The organism is Neobacillus sp. BF23-41 (assembly GCF_041106275.1).
In genome coordinates this window covers 236196-249467 of the sequence record NZ_JBGBPR010000002.1, presented here as the reverse complement: position 1 = coordinate 249467, position 13272 = coordinate 236196, and the positions used below count along the sequence as shown (strand labels likewise).

Below are 13272 nucleotides of genomic sequence, written 5' to 3'. Positions count from 1 at the left end.
ATGAGCATTCAAATTCAAAATATCTCAAAATCATTTGGAAACTTTCAAGCCCTTGATCAAATTAATCTTGATATTCAAACAGGAGAGCTCGTCGCTCTTCTTGGTCCTTCTGGTTCTGGGAAAACATCGCTTTTAAGAATCATCGCAGGCTTAGAAGGTGCGAATCAGGGAGCCATTTTGTTCGGGGAAGAAGACATGACCCATATCAGTACAAAGGAACGGAAAGTAGGATTTGTCTTCCAGCATTATGCCTTGTTTCGTCATATGACTGTTTTTGAAAATGTGGCCTATGGATTAAAAGTCCGGCCAAGGAAAACGCGTCCTTCCAAAACCGAAATAAAAGAAAAGGTCATGGAATTACTAAAGCTAGTAAAATTAGAAGCCTTTGCCGAACGGTATCCTTCCCATTTGTCAGGCGGTCAGCGGCAGCGGGTTGCACTAGCCAGAGCATTAGCGGTTGAGCCTAAGGTTCTCTTGTTAGATGAACCATTTGGTGCGTTAGATGCCAAGGTCCGGAAAGATCTTCGCAGATGGCTAAGAAAGCTCCATGATGATTACCAGATTACGAGCATTTTTGTGACGCACGACCAAGAGGAAGCGCTAGATGTTGCCGACCGAGTTGTCGTGATGAATGAAGGGAAGATTGAGCAAATCGGTACGCCAGAGGAAGTATATGAAAATCCAAACAGTCCTTTTGTTTATCACTTTTTAGGAAATGTTAATTTATTTAAAGGGCGCCTTCATAAAGGGAAATTACGACACGGTAATTTTGAAGTCGATGCACCCGAATTCTCCGCAACAGAGAATACCGAGGCAGTCGGTTACGTTCGACCGCATGATATAAGTATCGAAAGAGAGGCTAGCCTGGATTCAGTTACTGCAAAAATTAATTATATTCATTTAGTCGGAGCCACCGTCCAACTTGAACTGATTCGAAAAGATAATGGCGAGTACCTAGAAGTGGAATTAAGAAAAGAGCAATTTCGAAGCCTTGATCTAAAAACAGGTGAAGAAGTGTATGTAAAACCAAAACAATTAAAGGTTTTTATTCCCCAGGATTATTCCATTTAAAAAAGGCGAACAGGGCCAGGCCTTGTTCGCCCAAATAGATTTTGAAGACTGGTATTGTCTTAAATTAAGGGCTGTTGCCTGAAGAAAGAAACCTATAGAAATGGTCCGACTATTATCGTTCTTTGAAGTTTATCGGAAATAATTCGATGTGGGCTACATATGGAAGGATTAATTGTTTTATTAAGTATACATGAAATGATTAAAATACTTTGGTCTGTGTTAGCTGTGAATATAATTCTAGTGCTTCTTTCACATTTAAACCTTTGTGAACGATTCCATTAATTGCGCGAATCATTGCTTCAGGATATTCGGATTGCCAGATATTACGGCCCATATCAACACCAGCAGCACCTTGATTCATTGCGTTATAAGTAAGGTCTAGAGCATCTTTAATTGTATCTAATTTAGGACCACCAGCAATGACGATTGGTACAGGGCAAGTGCTGGTTACTTTTTCAAAATCCTCGCAATAATAGGTTTTAACAATATCTGCACCCATTTCAGAAGCAATTCGAGAAGCTAAGCTTAGGAATCTAGCATCACGCTTTTCTAGTTCTTTCCCAACCGCTGTAATAGCTAGAACGGGGATACTATATTCATGTGATTCAGTAACCACATTCGCTAAGTTAGTGACGGTTTGTGTTTCATATTCAGAACCAACAAAAATAGACACACCAACACCGACTACATTATGTCTAATCGCTTCTTTTACTGGAGTAACAATTCGTTCATTGGAAAGATCACTTAGAACACTTGGACCTCCAGAAACTCTTAAAAGCATTGGTTTTTTTACGTCCTCTGGAATGCAGGAATCAAGGGTACCACGTGTTACAAATAATGAGTCAGTATGTGGTAACAGATTCTTAATTGTCTCACCAGGTTTTTCTAGACCATGGATTGGTCCGAGAAAGTAGCCGTGGTCAATTGCAAGCATAACGGCCCTTCCGTTCGGTAAAATTTGATTCATTCTATTTTTAAATCCCCAATTCATCTCATTCACTCCTTGATTTTTGGATTTTCAACGATAACTGAATCTCGTTCACTAATATGTGGAGACTTTATAAACATCGCTTTAAAATCAACGGTATTCGTATTTTTTAAGTAGTGTGCTTCCATAGGTCTTACTTGAAGCATATCACCTGGTTTTACGTGAACAGGTTCACCATCTATATAAATATCTATTTCTCCTTCAAGAATATAGAAGACTTCTTCGCAGGTAGTATGATAGTGATTATCGTGATCATCACCTGGTTTTAATAGAACCACACCAATATCAACGTTTGGTCCTTTTGTTAAGTATTTGGGTCCATGGGTGCCATAACGATATTCATTATTTTCTTCGTTTGTGTGAAACATTCGTTTCACCCCCTTTCAAATTTTACAGTTAATCCAGGTGCGATCCACATATGATTCGTCTTACCTGAATCAGCCAATTTAAGTTGTTCGCCGTAAACCTTACGCCAATTTTCATAGATTGAGAGATATTTTTGGTGGTTTTCTTGGTTAGGATAGTGAATTCTTTCCCATTTCACTAAATCAGTAATTGCGGATTCTAGGCTGGGGAATAAACCAACACCAAGTCCTGCCATAATGGCTGTGCCAAGTGCAGCTGCTTCTTTCTCAACAGGTACTTTTACAGGGATTCCGAGAACATCGGCCAACGTTTGGCTCCAAAGTTTACCTTTTGAACCTCCACCAGCAAAGATGGCTTCTTTAGGATAGTGACCTGTAACCTCTTCGACAATTTTTAAGTTGCCATAGGTAACGAGCGCGGCATTTTCTTGTATCGATTTAAACATTTCTTTTTTTCCGGTTTTGTTAGGGTCTAATGTGAGGTTTAAAAAGGAAGGGGCAGCATGTCTCCAAGAGATATAATCCATGACATCTGAGAAAATAGGGATAATTCCATTTGATCCGACAGGGACGTCTTTCGCTTTTTCTTCAAGAATTTCATAAGCATCACGACCTGTTTGTGCAGACTCAAGTTTTTCTGTTTCACAAAAGGCATCTCTAAACCATCTCATGACAAGTCCGGGGAAGAAGGCGATGGTTTCGATTTGCCAAAGTTCAGGGACCGCGTGACAATTAACACGAATTCGATTATGTGAATCAACAATCGGAGCCTTAATATTAATTTCTTGCTGCCAAAAACTACCGCCGCAAATAAAGGTCTGGCCTTCCTTTATCGCACCTACTCCGACAGAGGCCGACTGTGCATCACCACCGCCGCTAACTACGGCTGTTCCTTTAGCAAGGCCAGTAGAAGATGCGATGGACTCTGGTATGACTCCAAGCAGTTCTCCAGCTTCATTGACAGGAGGGAAAATATTGCTTTTTAGCTGACAAGCCTCGGCAATTGCAGGCGTCCAAGCTCGATTCTTCAAATCAAAAAGTCCTGTTGTACAGCCATTGGAAGGGTCTACTTGGAGTTTGTTTGTGAGCTTAAAGAGGATCCAATCGTTAATCATAGTTAAGTAGTTAATTTGCTCGTAGACTGCAGGCTGGTTGTTTTTTATCCAAAGGAGACGGGGAAGAGCGCCCAAAGCAAACGTTTGACCTGATAATTCATATAACTTTTTTTCAAGATCTGGGTCAGTATTCTTAAGCTCTTTGGCTTCTTCCATCGCGCGGGCATCCACATTGGCACATGCCCAAATTTCTCTTCCATTTGCATCGTAAAGGACAAACCCTTCACGCATACTTGTTGCGCTTATAGCTTTAATGTCTTTGGGGTCGATGCCCGACTGAGCAAGTACCTGAGATATACAGGTTTGAATAATCCCCCAGTTTTTACTTACATCGAAATCCATGGAACCTGGAAAACGTAGATCTTCCAGATGTGTCCATTCAACTTGTGATGAGGCAACCTGCGTGCCAGCTGTATCGAAGAGAACAGCTCTAACGCTTCCTGTCCCTGCATCAAATACTAGGATGTACTCCATTCAAAGCAGCCTCCTTTTTTATTAACGCTGTAGCAGTTTCTTCATCAGTGATGATGGTGTTGATATAACCTCCTTTTAATGCACCGTATATGGCATCCACTTTATGGGCACCTCCTGCAACTCCAATGACATTATGTAACTTTTTCAAGGTGTTAAGTTGGGTGCCAATTAAGCGATTATGATGTGGTAAATCAAGAATCTTTCCTTGGGCATCAAAAAATTGACCTAGAATATCTCCCGCGGCATTATGATTTTTAATGTAGATTAATTCATTGAGAGTCATTTTTTCTTCTTTAATAATCGTGGAAGCTGTTGATAGACCGCCAATCCCTACGACCACATGGTTGGAAAGACTGGCTAGGTCGAGAAGGTTGCTTACAGAAGGCTCTGATAACATATTTTTTGCCATTTCTTCTGATGATGCTAGGAATGGTGCAGGAATAACATGAATCCCGCCCTTGAATTTATCGAGTCCACTTTCAGAGGAATATTCCCGCTTTTGGAAGTAGTAGTTCACACCACCTGTAAGTGTTACCATAGAAATTTCGATAGAAGGATCAATGGTTAATGATTCAATTGTCCGAGAGACAGCTTCTCCCCATCCAAACCCAATCAATTCATTGTTCGAAATATTACTTTCAATAAATTGTGCAGCAGCTTTTGATAAAGACTGACTAAGATTGTCTTTTGGGGTTGGAATGACAAAAGCATGATCAATTTTAAATGAATGAATAAGTTCCTTTTCAATTTCTAAACAATTAACACCGGGACCTTTAATATGAAACTGAACAATATTTTCTGCTCTTGCACGATCAAGTAAACGTACAACTTTATTTCTCGATAAATTTAATAAATCTGAAATCTCTGTTTGTGTGAGATTGTCCTTGTAGTAATACCAGGCGACCTTAACCAGGAGGCTTTCAGTAAAGACATCATTGCTCGCCATATTTTATCAACCTTTCAACAAATAATCAGTGTCTAGACAAATGTTTAACTCTAATACTGAGTATAGGCCCCGAAAATATAAAAGTCAATTACTTCAAAATATTTTGACGATTCAGTACATACGTATTGACTATAGGTCATTTGTCATTTAACATTTGTTTTGTAAGCGTTTTATCTGTGGGCTAAAATCTTGAGGAAATTTAAACAAAAGTTAACCCTACTAAAAAATGTTTAGTATTAATAGTTTTATAGTCTAGCAAGGTAGGTGAATAAAATGCATGACCAGCTAATTCATATTCGTCATATCTATAAGCAATTTGCTGGAAACCCTGTATTAAAAGGTGTGGATTTAACTCTTAATAAGGGCGAAGTTTTTGCGATTGTCGGAGGAAACGGTGCTGGTAAATCGACATTAATGAAAATTATTACTGGTTTATATCGTCCCGATGAGGGGCAAATTGTGGTACAAGGTGAAGATGTATCGTTTCATCAACCAGCGGATGCCCATAGGCATGGGATCTACTTAGTACCACAGGAACCGCTAATCTTCCCTAATATGACGATTCGCGAAAACATTGCCATCGGTTTAAATGAGAATAAAGTCGAGTGTGAGAAGAGAATTAAGAATTACCTTTCTGTTTTAGGTTGGAACTTGGATATTAACCGCAGGGGCTTAAGTTTATCCATAGCTGAGCAGCAGCTTGTTGAATTGCTTAGAGGATTAATTCGAAATGCAAAAATACTAATATTAGATGAACCGACATCAACTTTAACTTTTAGTGAGATTAATTCCCTCTTTTCTACTATTAAAAAACTAACCAGCGATGGTTTGGGCGTTTTCTATATTACCCACCGACTTAAAGAAATATTTGAGCTCGCAGATTCAGTCGCAGTCCTTCGCGATGGACTGATATCAACCAAAGGGGCTATAAGAGATTTCACCTATGACAAATTATTAGAAGGGTTAATGCCTGAACAAAGTAAGGGAGCTTCTGATAGAGAAATAGGATTGGAATCTACTGAACCGAAGGTACTTAGGGTGGTAAGGGATGCTAAACCATCGAAAGGAGATTCAGATAAGGCGATTTTAATGGTTAAAGACTTATCAGGGCACCGTTTTCAAAATATCACCTTTGATCTCTATCCTGGTGAAATCTTAGGGATTGCTGGTGTAGTCGGTGCTGGCCGTACGGAGCTTGCCTCCTCAATCTTTGGATTAGAACCGTGGGAATCAGGAGATGTATTGTTGCAACAAGAGAGTATTAAGAAGCTTTCTATACGCGAGCGAATTAATCGTGGTTTAGCATATGTCCCTGAAGATCGACATCAACATGGTATTTTCTCCATTGCCTCTATTAAAATGAACATCACATCAACAATTCTGCATAAATATAAAAGACTATTCCTCCCATTAAAAAAAGAAAAAGAAATCTCAACTATAGCAATTGATACCTTGAAGATAGTCACTACCGGACATAACCAATTGTTAAGAAATCTATCTGGTGGTAATCAGCAAAAGATTGTTCTATCGAAGTATCTAGAAACAAATCCTAAAGTCATTATTTTAGATGAACCGACGCGAGGCATTGATGCTGGTGCGCGAGGGGATATTTATAAAATTATCGATGATTTAAAGGAGAATGGGTTAGCCGTTATCCTGATTTCCTCAGATACAGAAGAAATTGTTCAACTAAGTGATCGTGTCCTTGTTATGTATGAAGGTCGGATGACCTCTTCAATAGAAAAAGAGGATTTAACTGTAGATTCCATAACCTCAGCTGCATTCGGGATTAAAAAGGAGTTGAAGGTTCTATGAATCTCTTTTCAAAGGTTATGAAGGCAAGAGAAGTCTCGATTATCATCCTCATTATTGCGTTTATCGGAATTGTCGGTGCAATTAATAGTAAGTTTGTGACTGGTAACAGTCTGATACTACTTGTTAGCAGTAGTATCATTTTACTCATATTAGCTGTTGGTCAATCTTTTGTCCTGTTAACCGCAGAAATAGACGTGTCAGTTGGTTCCACTATGGGAATATCGGCAGCTGTGTGCGGCTCACTCTTAACAAACGGTGTATCAGGATGGTTAGCGGCTATAGTGGTACTATTTGTCGGAATACTTGCAGGGGTGTTTAATGGTATCGGTGTTGCCTACCTTAAAATTCCGGCGATTATTATGACATTAGGTACGTTAGGTATATTAAGAGGTTTAATGATTATTTTAACAGGCGGAGAGTGGATTGAGGATATTCCTAACTATTTCAAAAAGCTTTCAGGCGCAGATTTCATTGGTCTACCTTTACCTATTTGGATTGGACTTATTATTCTCCTTGCGGCATTTCTGGTTTTAAAGCTGACCAAATTTGGCCGTTATTTCTATGCCGTAGGGGATAATGCGGATGGTGCTAGACTCATAGGTATTCCTGTTTCAAGGATTAGAGTGTCTGCCTTTGTGCTTTCAGGTTTGTCTGCCTCAATAGCAGGGATGATTTTTGTAATGAATATAGGCTTTGTCCCTAACCAAACGGGTAATGGTATGGAACTTCAAGTTATTGCTGCTGCCGTATTAGGAGGTGTAAGCCTTAACGGTGGACTTGGAACAGTGTTTGGGGCTGGACTCGGAGCAATTTTCCTTACTGCAATAAATAGCTCATTAATATATTTGAAAATTCCAGCTTACTGGAATAATGCTATCTCAGGTTTTTTATTACTGCTAATTGTCATTAGTGATTCTAGATTCCAAAGCTATTTGAAAAATAGTCATTTTAAAAAAAGCAATAAACTTCATAAACAAGAAGATGTTGTAAAAGGAGTGATTCAGAATGATGACAAAACTGACCAAGCCACTCTTTAGGTGGGAAAGTGCACTGGTTGTTTTCTTAATCATTGAAATCATTTTCTTCAGTGCAATGAATCCGGACTTTTTGAACTTTACAAATCTAATTTTTAGCATGAATGACTATGTTTATATCGGACTGGCAGCTATTCCTATGACCTACGTTATTATTACTGGCGGAATTGATGTTTCCGTTGGATCTACGATTGGATTGACCTCAATCACTATTGGAGTCCTATGGATGAGTGGTATAGATATGTGGCTGGCAGTTTTGCTTGCCTTGGTGATAAGCGCCTGTGCTGGTGCAGTGAATGGCGTGATTATTGCTAATAGTAACGTCCAGCCATTGGTTGTTACTTTGGGGAGTATGTTTCTTTTCTCTGGGATTGCCTTAGTAATTTCCGGCGGAAGCAGTGCATCTGGATATGAAGGTATCAGTGGTTTCCCAGACTCATTTGTGCAATTAGCAAATGGGGATACTTTTGGTTTACCTAATCCGATATTATTTTTTCTCTTCTTTATGATTATATTTGCGGCAATCTTACACCTCACACGATTTGGCAGACAAGTGTTTCTTATCGGCATTAATATCAAGGCAGCCCGTTTTAGCGGAATTCGTACTAAATCCATTTTGGTTTGGTCGTATGTCTTAGCAGGTTTAGGAGGTGGTATCAGTGGTGTAATCTTAACATCCTACTTCGGTTCTGCGAGGTCAGACCTCGGGACGGAAGCGGTTTTGCCTGTCATTACTGCAGTCGTCTTGGGAGGGACCAGTATCACAGGTGGAAAAGGTAGCGTTGTTGGAACAGGAATAGCAAGTATTGTTATTGGGATGATGCAATATGGTTTACAAATGATGAGTATGACCAATCAGGAAACAAGTGTGGTTATTGGATTTTTATTAATCATTGCAGTTTTACTCCGTTTAACAAATTGGAGTAATATCCAATTATTTTTTAAAAAGTTAAATAATAAAAAGGCTCTTAATAAAGAGTCCTCAAAAGGAGTGTAGATTAATGAAAAAATCATTATTTATAAAGCTATTCACTGTTGTTTTATCAGCATTGCTACTGCTCGCAGCTTGTAGCAGCGGTGGGGAAAAGACTTCAGGCGGGGAAAAATCAAACAAGAAAGATGTTAAATTAGCATTTATCCCTAAACTTACTGGTGTTGGATTTTTTACATCTGGTGGTGCAGGGGCTAAAGAAATGGCAAAAGAACTTGGCGTTGAATTAACTTATGATGGACCAAGCGAAGCTTCTGTTGCAGGACAGGTAAAATACATTAATAACTTTGTAAACCAAGGTTATAATGCCTTGATGATTTCATCGACATCTGTAGACGGCTTAAACCAAGCATTGGACCGTGCGAAAAAGCGTGGGGTTAAAATCTTAACTTGGGATTCAGACGTAAATCCAGAACACCGTTCATTCTATATTAACCAAGGAACTCCTGACCAATTAGGCGGATTGCTTATTGATATGACAGCTGAACAAATTCCAGATAATGCAAAAGTAGCCTTCTTCTATTCCAGTCCTACAGTTACGGACCAAAACCAATGGGTCGAGGCAGCTAAAGCAAAAATTAAAGCTGAACATCCTGGCTGGGAAATTGTTACGACGCAATACGGAGAAAATGATGCCCAAAAATCTTTAACAGTTGGCCAAAATATCATTAAGACGTATCCAGATATCGATGCTGTCATTTGTCCAGATGCTACAGCATTACCTGCTATGGCCCAAGCTGCAGAAAACCTTAAAGTGGCAGGGAAGGTTGCCATCACTGGTTTTTCAACACCAAACGTTATGAGAGACTTTGTTAAACGTGATACTGTTAAGCAATTCGGACTTTGGGATGTTAAAAAGCAAGGTGCCCTTGCTGCCTATGTTGCATACTTAATGACTGTTGAAGGTAAAGACCTAAAAGTTGGCGATGAGTTCGAAGTACCAAATGTTGGTCACGTTAAAATCGAGCCTAATACAATCCAAGGGTATGATTACACAGATGATCACAGCGGGATCATTCTATTACCAGAACGTGTAGTCTTTAAAAAGGACAATATTGACAATTACGATTTCTAAAATAGAGGAGAGACTGCCATAGTTGGCAGTTTTTCTATTATATAAAAAATAATGATTGGTAAGGAGTATGCTTTATATGAAAACCGAGGATAAATGGGATAAAAGTAAGGCAAATAGGATTGAAAAAGGCTTAGCAGAGCTAGTTTACCGATCCAATTTATTAGGCTCCGACCACATCAATTGATCATTTTGTTTCACTCAATGAAAAGGAGTCTTATGATGTTGAATACTGGCCACCTGAATTGTATAAATTAAGTTTTGATGCGAATAAGAAAAAGTCCCTTGATGACTAAGATTTAACAAAGCATAATCAAAATATAAAACCTTTCCAAACCATCAAAGGCCTATACTCATTTACGAGTATAGACCTTTGTTCGTTCAGATCATCTAAAAAATTTTAATTCCAGTCCGTATGAAAGACTCCTTCCATATCAGTTCGCTCATACGTATGGGCACCGAAATAATCACGTTGTGCCTGTAAAAGGCTGGCATTTGAACGGCCGTTTCGATAACTATCGAAATAAGAAAGGGAGGTACTTAAACATGGAAATGCGATACCAGAATTTATACCCTCGCATACCATTTTCCTCAGTCCTGATTGATACTCTTTTGTTTTTTCAGCGAAAAATGGTGCGATTAATAAATTCTTCAGATTTACTTGACTCTTATAGGCTTCACTGATTACATTTAAAAACTCGGCCCGAATAATACAGCCGCCCCGGAAAATAAGTGCAATCTCTTCTAATGGTAAATTCCAGTCATATAGATCAGAAGCCATTTTATATTGTGTAAAACCTTGGGCATAGGCGCAAACTTTCCCCATATATAATGCTTGTCTAACGTACTCAATCCATAAATTCTTATCTAAAGCCTGCTGATCCACTCGGGGTCCTGCTAATATACCTTCTGCGATGCCCCGTTCCTCTTTTAATGAAGATACATACCGGGCGAACAATGACTCGGTAATGATTGAAAGGGGGATGCCGTTATCTATCGCTTGCATGCTGGTCCATTTACCTGTTCCTTTTTGCCCTACTTTATCAAGGATGACATCAATCAATGGTAAGCCGGTTTTTTCATCTTTTTTCTTTAAAATTTCCGCCGTGATTTCGATTAGGTAACTTTTCAGTTCACCCTGATTCCAAGTTCCAAAGATATCAGCAATTTCATTCACAGATAACTGTAACCTATCCCTTAAAAAGGTATAGGCTTCGGCGATCAATTGCATATCTGCATACTCAATTCCGTTATGGACCATTTTCACATAATGTCCTGCACCTTTTGGACCAATATATGTGCAACATGGGGTCCCATCGACTTGAGCTGCTATTTTTGTAAGAATGGGAGCAACTTTTGCATAAGCTTCTTTATCTCCGCCGGGCATGATGGACGGGCCATTTAATGCGCCTACTTCACCTCCGGAAATACCAATCCCTAAATAATCGATACCTTTAATTTTCAAATCATCATATCTTTGGGCAGTATCTTCGTAATGGGAGTTGCCGCCGTCCATGATCATATCACCTTGCTCAAGAAAAGGAACCAACGAAGAAATCACAGAATCTATCGCTGCGCCAGCTGTGACCATAAGAAAGATCTTTCTTGGGGTTTCTAAGGACTGAACAAAACTTTGCACGTCATAGTACGGATCGATCGATTGATTTTCAATTCTATGTAAAAGTTTATCTGTTAAATCTCTCGTGTAATTATAGACCGCTACTTTTTCACCTTTGTTCGCCATATTTAAGGCGATGTTGCTGCCCATTACACCTAAACCAATAACTCCAATTGTATTGTTCATTAACTTCCTTCTCCTTTTTTATAGGCTTTGTTAAACTTGGCTGTTGATTTCCGCTCCAATCAACTTGGGCTATAAAATCAACAATGACCTTAATACAGACTTTTTATAAAAATAAAAGGCAGTAAATCCGCCGCTTTAATACTTAGTGAATTCTAAGTATAAGAGGGGGGATCCTGCCCTTTAGATAACTAAGCAGCAGCAGATGAATAAAGTTTCTGCTGCTGGTCACGACTATTAAACGAATAAACTTAGTAATAGAATAAATGCTAATCCGCATACGGAAATAATTGTCTCAAGTAGTGTCCATGTTGCGAATGTTTCTTTCATGCTTAAACCAAAATACTCTTTGAACATCCAGAAACCTGCATCATTAACGTGTGATGCAATTAAGCTGCCTGCTCCTGTTGCAAGAACAACTAGTGCAAGGTTAACGTCTGATTGACCCAACATTGGGATAACTAAACCAGCAGTGGTTAATGCGGCAACTGTCGCAGACCCTAAGGCAATCCGTAAAATGGCTGCGATAATCCATGCAAGTAAAATCGGTGATAGAGAAGTTCCTTTGAATAACTCGGCTACATAGTCACCTACACCACCATTAATTAAAACTTGTTTGAAGGCACCGCCGCCTCCAATGATTAAGAGCATCATACCAATGTGTAAAATCGCTGTTGAACAAGAATCCATTACTTCTTTGATCGGAATTTTTCTTGCCAATCCCATGGTATAGATGGCAACTAATAAAGAGATCAACATAGCAGTAGAGGCACCGCCAATAAAACGGATAATTGCGAGTAAAGTATTATCTTCAAAGCCCATTGTTTTTTGAAGCAAAGTAATAATTGTAGCAATTGACATTAAAATAACAGGAAGCATTGCGGTAAATACGCTGATACCAAAACTAGGTGTGTCTTCAAGTTTAAATGTTTTTTGTTCGCCTAGAGAGGCAATGTTACCAGTTTTTGTGAATGAAGCAGGCACCAATTTTTTAGCAAGCTTTGTAAAAAGAGGTCCAGCGATAATGGCAGTTGGAATAGAAATAATAATTCCATAGAGTAATACCTCACCAAGATTGGCACCATATTCCCCAGCGATGACAGTTGGTCCCGGGTGTGGTGGCAAGAAGCCGTGTGTTACGGATAATGCTGTTGCCATCGGAATCCCAAGATATAAAATAGAAACTTTTAATTGTCTTGAAATGGCAAATACGATTGGAATTAATAACACGAGTCCTACTTCAAAGAATAAAGCAATACCAATGATGAATGAGGATACGACTACAGCCCACTGAATATTTTTTTCTCCAAATTTGTTGACAAGGGTCATCGCAATTCGTTGTGCGCCCCCAGAATCTGCAATTAACCTACCTAGCATCGCTCCGAGTCCGAAGATTAATGCTAAATGACCAAGTGTTCCACCTAATCCAGCTTCAATGGTTGTGACAACATCATCTAGTTTCATTCCAAGTGCTAAAGCTACACCGAACGAGACAATGATGAGTGAGACAAAAGTGTTTAATTTTAAGCCCATGATTAAAATAAGTAATGCGATAATTCCAATGGCTACAATGACCAACGGCATAATAATTCCTCCAAAA

Annotated in this window: 10 protein-coding genes and 1 pseudogene; 5 read left to right on the top strand and 6 right to left on the bottom strand. The window is 39.1% G+C overall.

Annotation, left to right across the window (positions count from 1 at the left end; genetic code table 11):
- Window positions 1-1071: a sulfate/molybdate ABC transporter ATP-binding protein gene (locus AB7942_RS04350; RefSeq protein ID WP_369445940.1), complete on the top strand. Its 1071-nt coding sequence runs from the start codon at window positions 1-3 to the stop codon at window positions 1069-1071.
- A 199-nt stretch (window positions 1072-1270) separates the two neighbouring features.
- Here the strand turns inward: AB7942_RS04350 and lsrF are convergent, their stop codons facing one another.
- From lsrF to AB7942_RS04330, 4 genes are read right to left on the bottom strand one after another with little or no spacing between them, the layout of a single operon-like run.
- Window positions 1271-2062, bottom strand: coding sequence for a 3-hydroxy-5-phosphonooxypentane-2,4-dione thiolase (lsrF, locus tag AB7942_RS04345; protein WP_369445939.1), 792 nt, complete (start codon window positions 2060-2062; stop codon window positions 1271-1273).
- A gap of 5 nt (window positions 2063-2067) precedes the next feature.
- A complete protein-coding gene (locus tag AB7942_RS04340; RefSeq protein ID WP_335438734.1) occupies window positions 2068-2427 on the bottom strand; it encodes a cupin domain-containing protein in 360 nt (119 codons plus the stop codon).
- A gap of 5 nt (window positions 2428-2432) precedes the next feature.
- The gene (gene lsrK / locus AB7942_RS04335; RefSeq protein WP_369445938.1) at window positions 2433-4013 is read right to left on the bottom strand and encodes an autoinducer-2 kinase; all 1581 of its coding nucleotides are present in this window, start codon (window positions 4011-4013) and stop codon (window positions 2433-2435) included.
- On the bottom strand, window positions 3991-4959 hold the full coding sequence (locus AB7942_RS04330; protein WP_369445937.1) for a sugar-binding transcriptional regulator: 969 nt from the start codon (window positions 4957-4959) through the stop codon (window positions 3991-3993). Before AB7942_RS04330 ends, lsrK begins: the two co-directional genes overlap by 23 nt.
- 273 nt (window positions 4960-5232) lie before the next feature.
- On the opposite strand from AB7942_RS04330, the gene AB7942_RS04325 reads away from it, so the two are divergent.
- The 4 genes and pseudogenes from AB7942_RS04325 to lsrB all read left to right on the top strand — a co-directional run bounded on the left by AB7942_RS04325 (window position 5233) and on the right by lsrB (window position 9874).
- Window positions 5233-6774, top strand: a complete 1542-nt coding sequence (locus tag AB7942_RS04325; protein ID WP_369445936.1) for a sugar ABC transporter ATP-binding protein — start codon at window positions 5233-5235, stop codon at window positions 6772-6774.
- A pseudogene (locus AB7942_RS04320) lies at window positions 6771-7691 on the top strand (ABC transporter permease subunit); the annotation flags it as partial. The gene AB7942_RS04325 and the pseudogene AB7942_RS04320, both read left to right, overlap by 4 nt.
- Before the next feature lie 91 nt (window positions 7692-7782).
- Window positions 7783-8805, top strand: a complete 1023-nt coding sequence (locus tag AB7942_RS04315) for an ABC transporter permease (protein ID WP_483310840.1) — start codon at window positions 7783-7785, stop codon at window positions 8803-8805.
- Between the two features lie 4 nt (window positions 8806-8809).
- Complete coding sequence (lsrB, locus tag AB7942_RS04310) at window positions 8810-9874, top strand: autoinducer 2 ABC transporter substrate-binding protein LsrB (RefSeq protein WP_369445934.1); 1065 nt, start codon at window positions 8810-8812, stop codon at window positions 9872-9874.
- A 397-nt stretch (window positions 9875-10271) separates the two neighbouring features.
- On the opposite strand, the gene gnd is transcribed toward lsrB, so the two are convergent.
- Together gnd and AB7942_RS04300 are read right to left on the bottom strand one after the other, a co-directional pair.
- Window positions 10272-11675 (bottom strand): decarboxylating NADP(+)-dependent phosphogluconate dehydrogenase, encoded by a 1404-nt coding sequence (gene gnd / locus AB7942_RS04305; protein WP_369445933.1) that lies wholly within the window; start codon window positions 11673-11675, stop codon window positions 10272-10274.
- Between the two features lie 234 nt (window positions 11676-11909).
- Complete coding sequence (locus AB7942_RS04300; RefSeq protein WP_088090309.1) at window positions 11910-13256, bottom strand: GntP family permease; 1347 nt, start codon at window positions 13254-13256, stop codon at window positions 11910-11912.
- Window positions 13257-13272 lie beyond the last annotated feature (16 nt).